Source organism: Mesorhizobium sp. M0960 (assembly GCF_040319055.1).
Taxonomy (GTDB): Bacteria; Pseudomonadota; Alphaproteobacteria; order Rhizobiales; family Rhizobiaceae; genus Mesorhizobium.
Map to the genome: position 1 here is coordinate 516,649 of NZ_JAMYNN010000002.1, position 17,204 is coordinate 533,852.

Below are 17,204 nucleotides of genomic sequence, written 5' to 3' on the forward strand. Positions count from 1 at the left end.
GCGCCCTCCAGCACTCCAGTCAGGCTCCCGCCGCAATGTCGGCTGGGAGCCTTTTTTCTTTCCTTTTTGTCTCTCTGGGAGTCTAGCCGCCCAAAGCGACCTGCTCGGCAATGGCCGAGAGCACGCCGCGCACATCCAGCGTGCTGAACGGCTTTTCGAGGATTGGCGGCCGCTGCGGCGCCGGCAGCGCCTCGATTTCGCCTTTTGCGCCGATCAGATCGCCGGTGACAAGCACGAAACGCCGCGCCAGATCCGGCATTTCGGCAAGCAGCTCGCGATAGGCGGCTATGCCGCTGGTGCCGGGCATGCGCAAATCGGAAAACACGATGTCCGGCGGCATGTGGCCGCTCAGGGTCGCGGCGGCCGAGACCCAGGCCGGCACGATCCGCGACTTGATGCCCATCAACTCCAGAATGTCGGACAGCGACGCCGCGACATCCGGCTCATCGTCTATGATCAGCGCGTGACGCAAGCCGCTCGACCGCGACGGACTGTCGCCGGCGGCGACCGCGCCGGCAGCGATCGCCGGCAACTGCACGACAAAACGCACGCCTCTCGGCGAAACCTCCTCGAACCAGATATTGCCATTGTGCCGCTCGATGATCGATTTGGAAATCGACAGGCCGATACCGGTACCGACGCCGACTGGCTTGGTGGTGAAATAGGATTCGAATATGCGTGAGCGTATCGCTTCCGGCACGCCTGGCCCGTTGTCCTCGACCGAGAATCCGGGATTGCCGCGGTCGCTGCGAAACGTCCGGACCTTGATCCGCCGGTCGCCGGCAATGCCGGCCAAGGCATGCTGGCTGTTGATGAGGAAGTTGGCGGCTACCTGCGTCACGTGGTCGGCATCGGCCATGGCCAGCAGCGGGCCGCCGGCGAAATCGGTGTCGATGATGATGCCGCTTGATCGCGCGCCATAGGCGGTCACTTCGAGTGCCGCGCGGATCACCTGGTTGAGGTCGGTCTCGGCCTGCGCCGTCGGGTGCAGGCGGACCATCGACAGGAAGCTTTTGACGATACGGCCGCAGCGCTCGGCAGCGGCGCGCACCTTTTCGGCGCGTACTTTGGTCTGCGGATCGGCGGCGAATTCATGCAGCAGCGTCGACTGGGCGACGACCACGGCCAGCGGGTTGTTGAGCTCGTGCGAAACCCCCGCAAGCAGCGAGCCCATCGCCGCCATCTTCTCGTTCTGGTGCAGTTTTTCGCGCTGACGGTTGATTTCCTCCTCAGCGCGCAATCTGTCGCGCAGGTCGCGGATGGAGCCGAAGATCAGATGGCGATCGGCGACCCGCATCTCGGTCGCCGTCAGCTCGATCGGAAAAACCTCGCCGGCGGCATTCTGGGTGACCGTTTCGAGCCGCTGGCCGACCATCGGCGCGCCGCGGCCCGACATGTATTCGGCGCCCGACGCATAGCCTTTGCGGTAATATTCCGGCACGACCGTGTCGAGCAGGTCCTTGCCGAGGATATCGCTGCGTCGATAGCCGAACATCTTCTCGGCCGCCGGATTGAATTCGATGATCGAGCCGGTCTCGTCGATGACGATGATGGCGTCGAGCGAGGCCTGCAGCATGGTGCGGCGAATGACGTCACTGGCATGCGCGTCGGAGGGCGACCGTTCGATGGCGTCGCCAATGGCGAGTGCCACCATGTGCAGCGCCGCCTCTTCCTGGTCGGTCCATTCGCGTTCGTTGACGCAGTCGTTGACCGCCAGCGTGCCCCACAAATTGCCGTGCGAAAAGACCGACACCGACAGGAACGACTTGATGTTCTGCTTTTCGAAATCGGTCCGCAGAAAGCCTTCGAGATCGCGTGTGTGCCCGGCGAATATCTTGCCTTGGCGCTCGTCCTCCGCCAGCTGTTCCAGCAATGGGTCCGAATCGACGACCGACTGCATGATGACGGTCGGTGACGCCAGCTCGCCGCCAAACCGGGGGGCGATCCAATAAGCGGCGACCGACTGGGCGAAGCCCTGGCCGGGCAGTTCGCGCAGGCGAAACAGGATGCCGCGGTGACAATCCATGGCTTCGCAAAGCGTTTGGAGGATACCCTCCATCTCGCGCTGCCAGTCGCCGGCTTCGCGCAGCCGGCGAACCACATGCACGGCCGCCATCGCCGCGCCCTGCCTGGCGCCCTGCGAGTCCGCGCGTGCTGTTTCAGCCGTCATGGTCATTTCCTGGCAGTGGCTTGCTCAAGCCGCCAGGCCTCAGTTATTTTCGCCGGCTGGCAGCGAGAAGATATAGCCTTCGCCGCGCACCGTGCGCAGGAATTTCGGATTGGCCGGATCCGCCTCGATCTTCTTTCTCAGCCGCATGATGCGGATGTCGACGGCGCGGGACGATTCCGCGTCCTCGACGAAACCGATCGCCTCGGAGATCGCCGCCCGCGTCAACAGCCGGTTGGCGCGGGTAAGGAACACCTCCAGCACGTCGAACTCGCTCTTGGCCATGTCGATGACCGCACCGTTGGCGCCGGTGACGAGCCTGCCGTCGAGGTCGGCGTGAAAGGCGCCGAAGCTCACGGACCGGCGGCCACCGGATGTTTCAGCCTTGGCTTTTTGTGGTTCGGTCGGCTCCGGAACGCGGCGCAGCACGCTGCGCACCCTGGCCAGCACTTCGCGCAACTCGTAAGGCTTGACGATGTAGTCGTCAGCGCCGAGCTCCAGTCCGACGATGCGGTCGAGCGCGGTACCGGCGGCCGTCGCATAGATGATGCCGATCGGCATTTTCGACCGCATCCAGCGGCCGAGCGACAGGCCGTCCTCGCCCGGCATGGCGATGTCGAGAATGGCCAGATGGAAGGACTGGGCTTCCAACAGGTCGCGCGCCGCCACCGCACTTTCGGCCGTGGCCACATCATAGCCGCTGGCGCCGAGATACTCGGCGACCGCGTCCCTCAGGTCGGGCTCGTCCTCGACAATGACAATTCGTGCCCGCACGATGCGTTCGCTCCCGCTTTCAGCGGAAAGTAGATTGGGTATAAACATGATGTCCAGCACTCTTCTTGGGTTGCCGTATGCGGGGTAGAAAAACATGGCTGCACGATCCGTCATCGCGCTTGTTTCCGTCGCTGAAGTAATTGCGACCGATCTCGCCGATCATCTCAAGCGACGCGGTCATGACGTCCGCGCCGCGCGACAGCCGTGGGAAGCCGAATCGCTGCTTTCTGAAAAGGGTATCGATGTCGTGGTTGTCGGCGACAGCGTCAGCCAGGCGGAGGGGCGCGACCTGCTCAGGCGACATGGCGGCGAAGGTGGACCGGATTTCATCCTGATCTGCCGCCCGGCCGATCTGGTCGACAAGGTGCTGGCGCTCGAGCTCGGCGCCGCCGACGTCGTCGAAAGCCCGCTCAATGTCAGGGAGCTTGCCGCCCGCGTTGGCGGCCTGCTGGCTCGGCGCGGCAGGAGCGCCGGGGAATTGATCGTGCTGGAGAACGCGACCGTCGATCTCCGGTCGGCCATCGTCATGCACCGCTCGGGCACGGAAGAACAGCTGTCCGCCGGGCAGGTGGCGCTGCTCAGGCTGTTCCTGGCCAGCCCGCGCAAGGTGCTGACGCGTGACGACATCATCGCCGCCGCGCCCGCCGAAAATGCCGAAGCCTTCGACCGGTCGATCGATTCGCGCATCGTGCGGCTGCGCCGCAAGCTCGACACCGAAACCATCACCACCATACGGGGTGCGGGTTACCGGTTCGATCCGCCAACGCAATTCGCCGATTGAATGCAGGACAGCCACCCCTTTTTTGAGTATCGGATTTTCCTAAAACCGGTTCCCGCTTTTGGGTCCGATGCTCTTTCCTCAGCGCGCCACGAGAAGCGACGGGCCTGACGGCATGTCACTGTTCGTGCTGACCTCGCCGGCATGCGCACGTTCCTTCAGCAGCACGGTTGCGAGGCCGGCAATGCCGAGCAGGCCCTGCACGTAGAGCAGGGCAGAAAGCACGGAAGCGGCGAATTTCGTTTTCATCCTGTTCTTTCCTCAAAATTGGGATTTACGGGCGCTTCAGGGGAACCCCCGAAGCGCCCCCGCCGCCAGCGGAGCCCCCCGTTGCGGCGCGGGCCTTCGGTCCTCTCGGCTGCAAGTTGCCGGAGGCGCCGCGCATCCTCAACGGCTCTAAGCCGCCCCCGCCAGAGGGGCTTGAGCCGGTCGACGCGCAGGCTGGAAACTGTCCAGACAATCCAGACCGTAGCGAAAACAGTGTTGGCTTCCGATCGTTCGTTGCCCGCTGTTTTCGTTACGTCAACTTTGCCCGTTCGCTGTATCCGGATCATGCCGCCGAGGCCGCGCTTTGTTGCAGCTCGGTTTCGGAGTCAGGTGGAATTCCTCTCAAACGAAAGACAATCGCGTATTCGTGCCGCGGTTTGGCTGATCCGCTTAGGCAAACACGCCGCCGCTGTCATGACGACGTCCAACAGCTGTAAGCCGCTTTGCACGGCGTTTTCTGTTAACCCGGGGGAAACAGAATCGAAACACAAACGAGCATCTAGCGAAATCGGCTCGAAACATGACGCCCCGATAAGCCGGTCATCGAATTGAGCCGGCCCCGACCGGCAGAATAGGGGAGACATCATGTACACCGCCATTTCCGCCAAGCTCATCAACATCGCCGCCGCCGTCATCACCGGTGCTGCCTTGCTTGTCAGTGCCGGCAACAGCGCAGCCCACGCCGCCGCCAACAAGATCGTCGCGCGTGTGTCGCTATCGCAGCAGACCATGGAAATCCTGGTCGACGGCCGGCCGACATTCGCCTGGAAAGTCTCGACCGGCGACAGGACGCACGTCACGCCGACCGGTTCGTTCAAGCCGACCCGCATGCATGAAATGTGGTATTCGAAGAAATACGACAACGCCCCGATGCCGCATTCGGTGTTCTTCAGCGGCGGCTACGCCGTACATGCGACAAGCGCCATCAAGCGCCTCGGCCAGCCGGCCTCGCATGGCTGCGTGCGTCTGCATCCGGACAACGCCGCCGATTTCTATCAGCTCGTCGAGGTCTTCGGCCCGGCCAACACCAGCATCGTCATCGTCAAATGAGCGATGCTTTTCGTAGCTCCCAAGAAAGGCCGGAAATCCGGCCTTCTTTATTGTGCAATGTTAGTACAATCTAATCCGGCATCACCGGCATCAGCTTGGGGTCCGGCTTTTCGGCGTGATGCGGCAGGTCCTTGCTGGCGATAAACGTGTAGAACATCGGCACCACGAAGAGCGTGAACATGGTTCCGACCAGGATGCCGGTGAAGATCACCAGGCCCATCGAATAGCGTGCCGCGGCACCAGCGCCGCTGGAGATGATCAGCGGCACCACTCCGAGCGCCATCGCCGCCGTCGTCATCAGGATCGGCCGCAGCCGCACCTTGGCCGACGCGATGATCGCATCGCGCCGCCGCATGCCGTGCATTTCACGCTGCTGGTTGGCGAACTCGACCAGAAGGATGCCGTGCTTGGTGATCAGGCCGATCAGCGTAATCAAGCCGACCTGGGTGTAGATGTTGAGGGTGCCGAGCCCGACATTAAGCGGCACGATCGCGCCGAAGATCGAGAGTGGCACCGCCATCATGATGATCAACGGATCGCGGAAACTTTCGAACTGCGCCGCCAGCACCAGATAGATGACGAGAACGGCTGCCGCGAAGGCGATGATGATCGTGTAGCCCTGTTGCTTCTCCTGCCGCGACTGGCCGGTATAGTCGATGAAGAAAGTGTCGGGCAGGCTCTCCTTGGCGATATCCTCGATCGCTTTCAAACCGTCGCCGGTGGTGACGCCAGGCAGCGGCAGGGCGGAAATCGTTGCGGAATTCAACTGGTTGAACTGCTCGATCGCCGCCGGCGACGCGTTGGTCGAGATCTTCACCACCGCAGAGAGCGGCACCATCTCACCCGAGACGCTGCGCACGAAATACTCCCCCAGTTTTTCGGGATTGTCGCGAAAGCTCTGCGGCACCTGCGGGATGATGTCGTAGCTGTTGGATTCGCGGTCGAATTGCGCCACCTCGGCGCCACCGACCAAGAGGGTCAGCGTCCGGCCGATATCGGCGATCGGCAGGTTGAGTGCCGCGGCGCGGTCGCGGTCGATCGTCACCGTCACTTGCGGCGCATCGTAGGACATCGAATTCTGCACCGCGAGGAAGCGACCGGAGGCCTGCGCCTTGTTCTTGATGTTCTCGGCCGCCTCGTACACTTGGGAGGCCTCGCCGGTCGAGCGCACCACCATCGTGATTGGCAGGCCGCCGCCGGAGCCGGGCAGTGTCGGCGGTGCGAAGACGAAAGCCTCGACGCCCGCCACCTTGGCAAGGCGGGCAGTGATGTCTTCCTGAAGTTCCTTCGAGCTGCGCGCGCGCTCGGCCCAGTCCTTGAACGCAAAGCCGACGAAAGCGCTGTTCGTCGGGCCTTGGAACGCGACGGCGGAGAACCGCGCCCTGGTTTCGGGGATATCATTCACTAGCCCGAGAATCTGGTTCACATAGGTCTCGGTGTAGTCCGACGTCGCATAGCGCGGTGCGTTCACAATAGACAGCAAGAAGCCCTGGTCTTCTTCCGGCGCCAGTTCGCTCGCGGTCTTGGTGAACATGAAGCCGGTCGTGGCGACCAGTGCGATGACGATCATCAGCGTCACCGGGCGATATTTCAGCGAGCCGCTGACCAGCCGCTCATAGACGTTTTCGACGCGCCCGAACGTGTTGTCGACAATGCGCTGGAAGCGGCTGTGCGAGCCGGCCCTCAGGATGCGTGCCGACATCATCGGCGTGACGGTTAGGGCAACGACACCCGAAAGGACCACCGAGCCGGCAAGCGTCACTGCGAATTCGCGAAACAGTGCGCCTGTCAGGCCGCCGGTGAAGGCCAGCGGCGCGAACACGGCGGCCAACGTTATCGTCATGGCGACGACGGCGGAGGAGATCTCCCGCATGCCGTTGAAAGCCGCCTGCATCGGCGACAAGCCGTCTTCCTCCATGTGGCGGTGGATGTTTTCCACCACCACGATGGCATCGTCAACAACCAGTCCGATCGCCAGCACCATGGCCAGCAACGACAAAAGGTTGATCGAATAACCCAAAGAAAACAGCAGGAAACAGACGCCGATCAGCGACAGCGGAATGGTCACGATCGGCATCAGCACCGAGCGGAACGAGCCGAGGAAGAGCAGGATGACGACGATGACGATGGCGACCGCCTCGCCGATGGTCTTGAACACCTCCTCGATCGACGCGCTGATCTGCTCGGTCGAGTCATAGACGATCTCGATCGTCATGCCGAGCGGCAGCGTCTCCTGGATCGTCGGCACAATCTTGTGGATCGCCGCCGCGGTGGTCAGTGGATTGGCGGCCGGCGTCGGAAAGATGGCGAGAAAGATGCCGGGCTTGCCGTTGAAGGTGACCCTGGTGTCGGTGTTCACCGCGGCGAGCTCGACGCGGGCCACGTCGCGCAGTCTCACCACATTGCCGTCTTTCGAGCGGAGCGGAAGGGCAGCGAAAGCCTCCGGCGTCTGCAGGGTCGAGCGAACCGTGATCGAGGAAGCCACATATTCGTTTTCGGTATCGCCGGGCGCGGAGAGGAAATTCGATTCGTTAATGGCGGTCAGCACTTCCGCCGCCGTCACACCGCGCGCCGCCAGTTTGATCGGGTCGATCCAGACACGCATCGAATATTCGGCGGCGCCGAAAATCTGCACGTCGGCAACACCTTCGACCGTCGACATACGCGGCCGCACGACGCGCTCGATATATTCGGTGAGCTGTTCCGGCGTCATGTTCGGGTTCTGCATCGAGATGTACATCATCGCGAACTGCTGGCCGGTGCCCTTGACGATCACCGGGTCTTTGGTTTCGTCCGGCAGATCGCCGCGAACGCTCTGAACCTTCGACAGGACTTCGTTCAGCGCAACGTCGGGGTCGGAGCCGAGTTTCATCTGCACTGTCACGGTGCTGGATGACGGCCGGCTCGCCGACGTGACATAATCGATGTTTTCGGTCGAAGCGACAGCACGCGCGATCGGCGCGGAAATGAACCCCTGGATCAGGTCGGCGCTGGCGCCGGGATAGGCCGTGGTGATCGTGATGGCCGTTTCTTCAACCTCTGGATACTGCCGGATCGAAAGGTTGAAGATGCCCTGAAAACCCAGAAGCAGGATCATGCAGGCAAGCACGGTCGAAAGGACCGGGCGGCGGATGAAGAGGTCGGAAAAGCTCATTGCTGGGCTGCCTGCTGGTTCCCCGGCTTGCTCGGATCGATTGTGTTGTCGACGGCAACGGACATGCCGTTGGAGAGCCGGTTCTGGCCGGCGGTAACGACTTCGTCGCCGGGCTGGATGCCTTCCAGGATCTCGACCAGGCCGGCGTTGTGGCGGCCTGGCTTGACGAACACCTGGGCGAGCACGAGCTGCGGCTTCTGTTCTTCCGCTGCCGGTTTGGCTTCCGCTGCCGGTTTGGCTGGGGTAGCGCCCGGCTTTTCTTCGGGTTTTGCCGCGGGTGCTTCGGCAGCGGGCTTGGCAGCATCCGCGGCTGGTTTTTCTTCCGGCTTTGCGTCGGGAGCCGCGCCGTTGACTTCTGCGGATTTGGCCGGGCGCACCACGAAGACGAAGTCACCGTACAGGCTGGAGGTCAGCGCAGTCTGCGGCAGCGCCAGCACGTTGTTCTCCTCCGGCAGTTCGACACGCACCTGGACGAACTGGCCGGGCGTCAGCTTGCCTTCAGGATTGGCGACCTCCGCCCTCACCGTCACCAGCCGGCTCGTCGGGTCGATCTTCGGATCGATACCGCGGATGCTGCCGGCGAACGGCATGTCGCCGCCGCCAATGCCCAGCCGCACCGTCTGTCCGATCTTCAGCAGCGGAAGCTGCTGCTCCGGCACGGTGAAATCGACACGCATCGTGTCCATGTCCTGCAAGGTCACCACGGCGGTGCCGGGTGTGAGATACTGGCCAATGTCGATTTTCGGAATACCGACGGTGCCCTTGAAAGGGGCCGTCAACTGCTTTTGGTCGAGCACCGCTTGCAGCTTGTTTACCTGCGCGGAGGAGACCGATGCTGCCGCCTGCGCCGTGTCCAGCGTAGCGTCGGTGCCGACCCCGCGCTTCTGCAGCTCAAGAGCGCGCATCAGCGTCGTCTGGTCGGATGTGGCTTGCGCCTTCGACGCCACGAGGTCGGCCCGCTCGACGGCATCGTCGAGCTGCAGCAGCACGGCGTTGGCGGCGACCTTCTGATTGGCATGAAACTGGATGTCCTTGACGATACCCGCGGTTTCGACGGTCAGGTCGACGCCGCGCACGGCACTGACAGTACCGATCGCCTCGACGCCGGGCGTCCAGGACATCGGTTTGACGATGACCGTCGACACGGTCGCGGCCGGCGGCTTCATGGTGGCGAAAAACTGTTTGATCGCATTGTCGCGGAACAGGTTGAATCCGACGATGCCGCCGCACACCAGCACGAGCAGAATGAAGGCGATGATGAAGCGCTTGATCACGAACAGTCCCCTCGGCCATGGCCCAGCATAACGGTCGGATGACCGGAACACATACCTGTGACTGGTCCCAATTTCAAATGACGGCAATCTTACTGTACCGTCTGGACGGTCTTGTCAATTCCGCTTAAGCTAATGAATGGGGAACGATTGATGAAGGCCCGCAGAACAAATTCGCGCGAGAAGATCCTCGCCGCCGCCGCCGACGTGGCGCGCGAGACGGGTCCCGGCAGCCTGTCGCTGGATGCGGTCGCCAGCCGTGCCGGCGTGTCGAAGGGTGGTCTTCTCTACAATTTCCCGACCAAGGCGAAATTGATGCAGGCGCTGGTGGAGGATTACCTCAGCGCGTTCCAACAGGCGCTTGAGGCCGCCCGCACCAACGGCGTCAGCGGTGAGAGCCCGCTTGCGGCCTATATCAGGCTTTCGGCCGAGCATGCCGAGGAGTCGAAACCGTCGGCGACCTGGATATTTTCGGCGATTGCCGAGGATCCCGATTTCCTGACGCCGATAAAATCGTTCAGGCGGCAAGTGTTCGAGCGGCTGAAGGAGGAGACGCCGAATCTCAAGGCGCTGCTGGTCTGCTATCTCGCTATCGAAGGGCTTCGCAGCATGAATCTGTTCGGTTCGGACATTCTCTCCGCCGACGAGCGCCGGTTGCTGATATCGACCCTGCTGGAGATCGCGGAATAGATCAGGAACCACCGTCCAGCACTATCTGCTCCAATCTCAAAGTGCTCTGCCGTCACACAGGCTTCATTGTGCCGACATAGCGTCCTCCCATTCTTTGCTGCAACGCAAGAGGAGTGGGGTATGGTCGATATTGTTTCCAGCGAAGCAGGAATTCCAAGGCCGGAGCATCCGCTCGACCGGCCAAACAGCACCGGCAAATGGTTTCTGCCGGCCTTTGCCGTCATCATCCTGGGCGGCCTTGCCTATGTCGGCTACGCGCTCAGCCAGGACCTGACCAGCACCGTCGCGGTGCCGTGGATTCTGCTTGGCCTGGCGCTGCTGATCGCGCTCGGCTTCGAATTCGTCAACGGTTTTCACGACACCGCCAATGCGGTGGCAACGGTGATCTACACCCATTCCATGCCGGCCGAGCTTGCAGTGATGTGGTCCGGCTTTTTCAACTTCCTCGGCGTGCTCACCGCCAGCGGGGCGGTCGCCTTCGGCATCATTTCGCTGTTACCGGTCGAACTGATCCTTCAGGTCGGATCAAGCTCCGGGCTGGCCATGGTCTTTGCGCTGCTGGTCGCAGCGATCATGTGGAACCTCGGAACCTGGTATCTCGGCCTGCCTGCCTCGAGCTCGCACACGCTGATCGGTTCGATCATCGGCGTCGGCCTCGCCAACCAGTTCACGGCGCCGGCCGGTTCCATCACCAGCGGCATCGACTGGTCGCAGGCAAGCAATGTCGGCCTGTCGCTTCTGATCTCGCCGCTGGTCGGGTTTTGCCTGGCTGGGCTGCTGCTTCTGGTGATGAAGCTGCTGGTCAGGAACCGCGAGCTTTACGAGGCGCCGAAGTCGAGCGCCCCGCCGCCGCTGTGGATCCGGGCGCTGCTTATCTTCACCTGCACCGGCGTCAGCTTTGCCCACGGCTCCAATGACGGGCAAAAGGGCATGGGCCTCATCATGCTCATCCTGATCGGCGTGGTGCCGACCGCCTTCGCGCTCAACCGCACGCCGGATATCAATTATCTCGAAGCCTACAAATCGGCGGCGACGCAGGTCGAAACGGTACTCGGCAAATACGTCAAGCCCGGCGTCGCCGTGACCGACGCGGCGACCGTGGTCGGTGACGCCGTTCGCACCAAGACCTGGAAGGACGAGACCACGCCTGCGCTGCAGAGCTTCATCCACGACACTAGCGCAATGTTGTCGCCCTATCCGTCCGTGGAAAAGCTGCCGACAACGCTGGTCAGCAACGCCCGCAACAACATCTATCTTATCGGTGAAGCGCTGAAACTGATCGACAAGAAGAAGCTGCTGCCGATGGAGACCGACGACCTGAAGGCGGTGACGACCTATCACAAGGCGGTCGACAACGCGACGAAGTTCATCCCGCTCTGGGTCAAGGTCGCCATCGCGCTGGCGCTCGGCCTCGGCACCATGGTCGGCTGGAAGCGCATCGTCGTCACCGTCGGCGAGAAGATCGGCAAAAGCCATCTGACCTACGGCCAGGGTGCGTCCGCAGAGCTTGTTGCAATGGCGACCATCGCATCGGCCGACTATCTCGGCCTGCCGGTCTCGACCACCCATGTGCTGTCGTCGGGCGTTGCCGGCACCATGGCGGCGAACGGCTCGGGCCTGCAATGGTCGACAGTGCGCAACATGCTGATGGCCTGGATACTGACCCTTCCGGTCTCCATCTGTCTTGCCTTCGTGCTGTTCGTCATCTTCCGCCAGATATTCTGAGCGGGGATAGGACTTGGCCAGAATGTCGCGGCGCCGGCTCCGGCGCCGCCCAGATCCTGAACGTGCATTGTCTCGGCGGCGGCCATGAATGACGCATCGCATCTGACATTGCTTGCCGCGGACGACCAGCATCATGCCCCCGGGCTGGTCTGGGCCTATCATGCCGCTCCCGGCAAAGCTCCCGAATCGCTGGCGCCCCGGGACACAGAGGCCGCGCTGGCCTCACTGGACGGCTGGGTCTGGCTGCATGTCGACCTTGTCGACCGGCGCGCCCATTCCTGGGTCAGCCATGCCTGCGCGCTGCCGGCGTCGGCTCACGCAATCCTCGAAGGACATGAGGACAGCCTGGTGCTGGCGCATGAGAATGGCGTCGTCCACGGCATTTCCGCCGACCTGCATGGCGAGATCGCCCATCAGTCGACGACCATCGGCAGATTGCATTTTGCGGTCTCGGAGCGGCTGCTGGTCACCGGCCGCCGCCATCCGCTCGCGGCGGTGGAGGAAGTGCACACCGCCCTTGCCGCGGGGCTGCGGCCCGCCACAGCATTCGAGCTGTTCGAAACGCTGGTCATGGCTTTTTGCAAGACCACCAGCCTGCGGCTCGCCGCGGCGACGAAGCGGCTCGATGCGGTCGAGGACCATCTCGTGACCGAGCGACTTGCCGACGAAAGACGACAGCTGAAGGATGTGCGCCGCCTTGCCGTATCCTTGCATCGGCCGATCTCGGCCCTGGCAGCACTTTTCCAGGATGAAGACCGTTCCGCCTGGAACCTTTCCGCCGGCGCACATGAAGTTCTGCGCCGGCTTGCTGCCCGCCTGGAACGGCTCGACCGCGAGGTCGTCATGATCAACGACCGGGCAAGGCTGCTGCAGGAGGAGCTTGCGGCCGAGCTTGCCGACGAATCGAACCGCAGCCTCAAGGCGCTGGCGGTGATGAGCGCGCTGCTTTTGCCGGGCACCCTGATCGTCGGCATATTCGGCATGAACACCGGCGGGCTGCCATTCACCGACAGCCCCAGCGGCTTCATCCTGACGATGCTGCTCGCGGTCGGCGCGACCGGCCTGTTCTACTGGCTTTTGCTGCGCGCCGGCGCCAAACTGCGGTTCTGAGGCCGGTCAGGCGCGCGGCGCGCTTTAAGTCGGATCTTCGCGGTCCAGGTCGTGGATGGCGACGCCCTCGACATTGGTCGGCAGTGTCAGCCATTGGCGATGGCGCAGCGTCCGCTGCGTGTCTTTCAGCCCCATCTCCCAATGCTCGCGCATCGAGGTGCCCGAGAATTCGTAATCCTTGGCGTGCCCCTCATAGCCTTTGTGCTGGTAGATCAGGTGGACGATGTTGACCACGCCGGCATCCGAATAGTCCGCGATCAATTCCTGCTCCCCTTCTTTCAGTAACTCGACGGGGACGCGCTTCAGCGCATCGAGCAGCTTCATCTTCAACGCATGGATGCGCTGGAAGTTGTCGGTATTCTGGCGCGTGCGGCTTGAATACATGATGTCCTTGTGCCGTGACAAAACATCGGCCATGCCGCGCGGCAAGGCGCCGCGGGCGCTGAGCAAATCGACCTGGAACACCAGCGAACTGCGGTCCTCTTCCTGGTCGAGCAAATATTGCAGCGGCGTGTTGGAGACGATGCCGCCGTCCCAATAATACTCACCCTCGATGCGGATCGACGGGAAGGCCGGCGGCAGCGCGCCGCTTGCCATGATGTGCTCCGGTCCGATGCGCACCTTCTCGGTGTCGAAATAGACGAAATTGCCCGTCCTGACATTGACCGCGCCGACGCTGAGCCGCTTCTTGCCGTCATTGAGCACGTCGAAATCGATCAGGCTCTCCAGCGTCTCTTTAAGCTCGGCGGTGTCGTAAAAGCTGGTAGCGCCCTCGGCGCCCGACTGCTCGAACCACGGATTGGGATGGCGCGGCTTGAAAAAGCCGGGCTGGCCCATCGTCATCGTCATCCACGAACTGGTGCGGTTGCGGATGTCCCGGTAGATGTCGCCCTCGGGCGTATAGGCCCAGATCTTGCGGCCGGAAATGGTCTGCCAGAACTGCTCGAGCCGCTGCTGCCGGCGGCTCGGCTCGTTGCCGGCTATGATCGCTGCATTGATCGCGCCGATCGACACGCCGGAGAACCAGGTCGGCTCGCAGCCGGCATCGGCCAATGCCTGGTACACCCCGGCCTTGTTAGGCGCCCAGCGCACCGCCGCCCTGGAACACCAGCGCGACGCGGTCGTATTGCGCCGAGATTTCCTCGATGGTGGCGGCCTTCTTGGTGTTGCGTTCAAGCACGACTGAATGCCTCCAGATTTGGACTGACTGACCGCTCGCGTCCGGCGAGATAGTCGTAAACCACTTCGCCAAGGCCGAGCGTCAGGTCGGCGATGAAGTGAACCGCCGAGACGATCTCGAGCACTGGCAACCGCGCCACGTCGGCCATGACATGGGGCCTGAGATCGAGCGCCGCCGGCGCTGTCCAGGCCTCCTTCAACGTCACGTCGGTGAGGTGATAGCGTACCAACTCGCAAATGCGCGGCGTGCCGTCGACATGCGGGATGATCTTGATCAGGAAATTGGGCGCCGCGAGCGAGGCGAGAATCTGGCCGTGATCGGCCGGCCTGTGCTTGTAGCCCATCGTGCCGGTGGCGCACAGAACGCTGCCGTAATGCAAGGTGCCGACAACCACTTCGCCCTCATGCACGATCTTCGGGCTGGCAAGCTTCTTGGGAAAGCCCCAGAGCTCGCGTCCGCCGGCGATCGGTGCATCGTCGTCGAGAAACATCGAGTGGACATAGGTGCCATGCTGGCCGTGGAAGCGGACCGGGATGACCTGCCCGGTCTCGGTATAATCGCCGAAGCCGGTCGAATCCGGCATGCGGATGAACTCGTATTTGACCAGCGGCTCGTCGATTTCCAGCGGCGCCGGCACGACGGCCTCGAGGGCTTCGCGCGTCGTACGATAGGTGATGATGACGTATTCGCGGTCGAAGAAACGGTAGGGCCCGGGCGGGAAGGACGGGTTGGTGAGCGGCATCGCATAGGCGCGCTTCACGACATCGGCGATTTCCAAGCTGCTCCCCCATGTACTGCAGGAATGACCGCGCGATTGCGCACCGGTTATGTTGCACGCACCATGACAACGCCGTGTCAGCCTGCCGCCAGCACCTGAAGGCCGTTGGACTGCCACAGCGCTGTAATCGCGCCGACACACGGCGATGGCATGGTCATGCTGCGACGCACACCAAGCATCGCCGTTCCCTCCTACCTTTCGCGAGATCATCATGGGTTTCCTGTCGTCCAAGAACGCCCTCGTCACCGGCTCGACCAGCGGCATCGGTCTGGCGATTGCCCGCGCCCTTGCCGCCGAAGGCGCCAACATCACCATCAACGGTCTCGGCGATGCGGCCGCCATCGAACAGGAGCGCGCCGGCATCGAAGCCGATTTCGGCGTCCAGTGCCGCTACTCCAGCGCCAACATGATGGACGGCGCGGCGGTGGCTGCCATGGTCCGCGAGGCCGAGGAAGCCTTCGGCAGCCTCGACATCCTGGTCAACAATGCCGGCATCCAGCATGTCGCGCCGATCGAGGAATTTCCCGACCAAAAATGGGAAGCCATCATCCGCATCAATTTGCTTGCGGCCTTCTATGCCATCAAGGCGGCGCTGCCCGGCATGAAAGCGCGCAAATGGGGCCGCATCATCAACACCGCGTCGGCACATGCGCTGGTCGCCTCGCCCTTCAAGTCCGCCTATGTGGCGGCCAAGCACGGCATATCTGGCCTGACAAAGACAGTGGCGCTGGAGACAGCGCAAGCCGGCATCACCGTCAATGCGATCGCACCTGGTTATGTCTGGACGCCGCTGGTCGAAAAGCAGATCCCCGACACGATGAAGGCACGCGGCATGACCGAGGAACAGGTCAAGCACGACGTGCTGCTCGCTGCCCAGCCGACCAAGGAATTCGTCACCGTCGAGGAGCTTGCGGCATTGGCGCTGTTCCTGTGCTCGGATGCGGCCAAGCAGATTACCGGCACGACCTTGCCGATGGATGGCGGCTGGACGGCGCAGTAGGCACTCTGGAGAGAGCCGACCTACAAAGTACGCTGCAATGCTTTGAACCTGCGTCTCCGCGCTTCCGAAAATCGGTTCCGATTTTCGGGCCGATGCGCTAGAGCCTTTCGGGATTGAACCGTGCCTTAACCCGGAAAGGCTCCTACCGCTGCCCATGCCCCACCTTCCCGAGCATCTTCTCGCCGGCTACCGCAGTTTCATGGGTGGCCGCTATCTCACCGAAAGCGGCCGTTATCGCTCGCTGGCGCGGGAGGGCCAGGCACCGGAAACGATGATCGTCGCCTGTTGCGATTCCCGCGCCGCGCCCGAAGCGATCTTCGATGCCGGGCCCGGCGAACTGTTCGTGCTGCGCAATGTCGGCAATCTGGTGCCGCCCTATGCGCCCGACGATCAGTTCCACTCGACATCGGCGGCGCTCGAATTTGCCGTGCAGAACCTCAAGGTCAAGAACATCGTGGTGATGGGCCACGGCCGCTGCGGCGGCATCCGCGCGGCACTCGACAGCACGGCCGCACCGTTGTCGCCGGGCGATTTCATCGGCAAATGGATGAGCCTGATCGCGCCGGCGGCCGAGACCGTATCGTCCAGCACCTTCATGACCGCGACCGAGCGCCAGACCGCGCTGGAGCGCATCTCGATCCGCTATTCCATAGCCAATCTGCGCACCTTCCCTTGTGTTTCGATCCTCGAAGGCAAAGGGCGGCTGTCGCTGCATGGCGCCTGGTTCGATATTTCGACCGGCGAGCTTTGGGTGATGAACAAGGACACCGGCGATTTCGAGCGGCCGGAGACGGAGTAGGAGACGAGGCATGGTGCGAGCTCGGTTCGTGTTCGCGGCGGCAGCACTGCTGTGCTCGGCAAATGTCGCCAGCGCCGACGATAGCGCGATCATCGACCGCTGGTATTCGGCACTGCTGGTCGCCGACCGCACCGAATTGTCGGACCTGCTTGCCGACAACGTCCGCATCAAGCTCGACGACCTCGGCGTCGTGCAAAGCAAGCAGGAATTCATCGCCTCGATCGCCGAGTGGCAAGGTGCCGTCGCCGGGGCCGAAATCCGCCACCGGATTGAGAAATCCGAGGGCGGCGTCACCACTGTGATCGCCTGCTATGATTTTCCCAGCAACGACATGCTGATGCAGGAGACCTTTGCGGTCGCCAACGACCAGATCACCGCTAGCTCGCAAGCCGCGATCGCCGAAAACTGCGACGGCTACTGACGGGCTTTTTCGCCCGCGACTTTTTGGTGACGGTCGCTGG

The 17,204-nt window shown here is 62.7% G+C and carries 14 protein-coding genes and 1 pseudogene; 8 read left to right on the top strand and 7 right to left on the bottom strand.

Annotated elements, in window-relative coordinates; genetic code table 11:
• Window positions 1-82 precede the first annotated feature (82 nt).
• Both NKH63_RS07575 and NKH63_RS07580 read right to left on the bottom strand, forming a co-directional pair.
• Window positions 83-2,170, bottom strand: a complete 2,088-nt coding sequence (locus NKH63_RS07575) for a PAS domain S-box protein (RefSeq protein WP_031194628.1) — start codon at window positions 2,168-2,170, stop codon at window positions 83-85.
• 39 nt (window positions 2,171-2,209) lie between these two features.
• Window positions 2,210-2,989, bottom strand: a complete 780-nt coding sequence (locus NKH63_RS07580; RefSeq protein WP_352788054.1) for a response regulator — start codon at window positions 2,987-2,989, stop codon at window positions 2,210-2,212.
• Between the two features lie 46 nt (window positions 2,990-3,035).
• On the opposite strand from NKH63_RS07580, the gene NKH63_RS07585 reads away from it, so the two are divergent.
• Window positions 3,036-3,722, top strand: coding sequence for a winged helix-turn-helix domain-containing protein (locus NKH63_RS07585; RefSeq protein WP_352588153.1), 687 nt, complete (start codon window positions 3,036-3,038; stop codon window positions 3,720-3,722).
• A gap of 78 nt (window positions 3,723-3,800) precedes the next feature.
• Here NKH63_RS07585 and NKH63_RS07590 read toward each other — a convergent pair whose 3' ends face one another.
• A complete protein-coding gene (locus tag NKH63_RS07590) occupies window positions 3,801-3,968 on the bottom strand; it encodes a hypothetical protein (RefSeq protein ID WP_352641299.1) in 168 nt (55 codons plus the stop codon).
• Window positions 3,969-4,571: 603 nt separating this feature from the next.
• Here NKH63_RS07590 and NKH63_RS07595 point away from each other — a divergent pair.
• A complete protein-coding gene (locus tag NKH63_RS07595) occupies window positions 4,572-5,036 on the top strand; it encodes a L,D-transpeptidase (protein WP_023721319.1) in 465 nt (154 codons plus the stop codon).
• A gap of 70 nt (window positions 5,037-5,106) precedes the next feature.
• Here the strand turns inward: NKH63_RS07595 and NKH63_RS07600 are convergent, their stop codons facing one another.
• Both NKH63_RS07600 and NKH63_RS07605 read right to left on the bottom strand, forming a co-directional pair.
• Window positions 5,107-8,190 carry an efflux RND transporter permease subunit gene (locus tag NKH63_RS07600; protein WP_352480983.1) on the bottom strand — a complete coding sequence of 1,028 codons (3,084 nt, stop codon included), beginning with the start codon at window positions 8,188-8,190 and terminating at the stop codon, window positions 5,107-5,109.
• The gene (locus tag NKH63_RS07605; protein WP_502896307.1) at window positions 8,187-9,464 is read right to left on the bottom strand and encodes an efflux RND transporter periplasmic adaptor subunit; all 1,278 of its coding nucleotides are present in this window, start codon (window positions 9,462-9,464) and stop codon (window positions 8,187-8,189) included. The genes NKH63_RS07600 and NKH63_RS07605 overlap by 4 nt, the downstream gene beginning before the upstream one ends.
• A 150-nt stretch (window positions 9,465-9,614) precedes the next feature.
• On the opposite strand from NKH63_RS07605, the gene NKH63_RS07610 reads away from it, so the two are divergent.
• From NKH63_RS07610 to NKH63_RS07620, 3 genes are all read left to right on the top strand, one after another.
• Window positions 9,615-10,151 carry a TetR/AcrR family transcriptional regulator gene (locus NKH63_RS07610; protein ID WP_352641294.1) on the top strand — a complete coding sequence of 179 codons (537 nt, stop codon included), beginning with the start codon at window positions 9,615-9,617 and terminating at the stop codon, window positions 10,149-10,151.
• A 120-nt stretch (window positions 10,152-10,271) separates the two neighbouring features.
• The gene (locus NKH63_RS07615; RefSeq protein ID WP_352917767.1) at window positions 10,272-11,876 is read left to right on the top strand and encodes an inorganic phosphate transporter; all 1,605 of its coding nucleotides are present in this window, start codon (window positions 10,272-10,274) and stop codon (window positions 11,874-11,876) included.
• A gap of 84 nt (window positions 11,877-11,960) precedes the next feature.
• Window positions 11,961-12,986 (top strand): transporter, encoded by a 1,026-nt coding sequence (locus NKH63_RS07620; protein ID WP_352857100.1) that lies wholly within the window; start codon window positions 11,961-11,963, stop codon window positions 12,984-12,986.
• Window positions 12,987-13,010: 24 nt separating this feature from the next.
• Here the strand turns inward: NKH63_RS07620 and NKH63_RS07625 are convergent.
• Window positions 13,011-14,166 (bottom strand): annotated as a pseudogene (locus NKH63_RS07625) (patatin-like phospholipase family protein).
• Window positions 14,159-14,944, bottom strand: coding sequence for an acetoacetate decarboxylase (locus NKH63_RS07630; protein WP_352917768.1), 786 nt, complete (start codon window positions 14,942-14,944; stop codon window positions 14,159-14,161). Before NKH63_RS07630 ends, NKH63_RS07625 begins: the two are co-directional and overlap by 8 nt.
• A gap of 211 nt (window positions 14,945-15,155) precedes the next feature.
• Here NKH63_RS07630 and NKH63_RS07635 point away from each other — a divergent pair, with 211 nt between their 5' ends.
• The 3 genes from NKH63_RS07635 (at window position 15,156) to NKH63_RS07645 (ending at window position 17,164) form a co-directional block, all read left to right on the top strand.
• A complete protein-coding gene (locus NKH63_RS07635; RefSeq protein WP_352917769.1) occupies window positions 15,156-15,944 on the top strand; it encodes a 3-hydroxybutyrate dehydrogenase in 789 nt (262 codons plus the stop codon).
• 154 nt (window positions 15,945-16,098) lie between these two features.
• Window positions 16,099-16,743 (top strand): carbonic anhydrase, encoded by a 645-nt coding sequence (locus tag NKH63_RS07640; RefSeq protein ID WP_352917770.1) that lies wholly within the window; start codon window positions 16,099-16,101, stop codon window positions 16,741-16,743.
• 10 nt (window positions 16,744-16,753) lie between these two features.
• The gene (locus tag NKH63_RS07645; protein ID WP_352917771.1) at window positions 16,754-17,164 is read left to right on the top strand and encodes a nuclear transport factor 2 family protein; all 411 of its coding nucleotides are present in this window, start codon (window positions 16,754-16,756) and stop codon (window positions 17,162-17,164) included.
• The last annotated feature ends 40 nt before the right edge of the window (window positions 17,165-17,204 follow it).

Bases quoted from the DNA above. Each gene is read 5' to 3' on its own strand.
- NKH63_RS07575 (WP_031194628.1), bottom strand. From the start codon at position 2,170: ATGACGGCTGAAACAGCACGCGCGGACTCGCAGGGCGCCAGGCAGGGC.
- NKH63_RS07580 (WP_352788054.1), bottom strand. From the start codon at position 2,989: ATGTTTATACCCAATCTACTTTCCGCTGAAAGCGGGAGCGAACGCATC.
- NKH63_RS07585 (WP_352588153.1), top strand. From the start codon at position 3,036: ATGGCTGCACGATCCGTCATCGCGCTTGTTTCCGTCGCTGAAGTAATT.
- NKH63_RS07590 (WP_352641299.1), bottom strand. From the start codon at position 3,968: ATGAAAACGAAATTCGCCGCTTCCGTGCTTTCTGCCCTGCTCTACGTG.
- NKH63_RS07595 (WP_023721319.1), top strand. From the start codon at position 4,572: ATGTACACCGCCATTTCCGCCAAGCTCATCAACATCGCCGCCGCCGTC.
- NKH63_RS07600 (WP_352480983.1), bottom strand. From the start codon at position 8,190: ATGAGCTTTTCCGACCTCTTCATCCGCCGCCCGGTCCTTTCGACCGTG.
- NKH63_RS07610 (WP_352641294.1), top strand. From the start codon at position 9,615: ATGAAGGCCCGCAGAACAAATTCGCGCGAGAAGATCCTCGCCGCCGCC.
- NKH63_RS07615 (WP_352917767.1), top strand. From the start codon at position 10,272: ATGGTCGATATTGTTTCCAGCGAAGCAGGAATTCCAAGGCCGGAGCAT.
- NKH63_RS07620 (WP_352857100.1), top strand. From the start codon at position 11,961: ATGAATGACGCATCGCATCTGACATTGCTTGCCGCGGACGACCAGCAT.
- NKH63_RS07635 (WP_352917769.1), top strand. From the start codon at position 15,156: ATGGGTTTCCTGTCGTCCAAGAACGCCCTCGTCACCGGCTCGACCAGC.
- NKH63_RS07640 (WP_352917770.1), top strand. From the start codon at position 16,099: ATGCCCCACCTTCCCGAGCATCTTCTCGCCGGCTACCGCAGTTTCATG.
- NKH63_RS07645 (WP_352917771.1), top strand. From the start codon at position 16,754: ATGGTGCGAGCTCGGTTCGTGTTCGCGGCGGCAGCACTGCTGTGCTCG.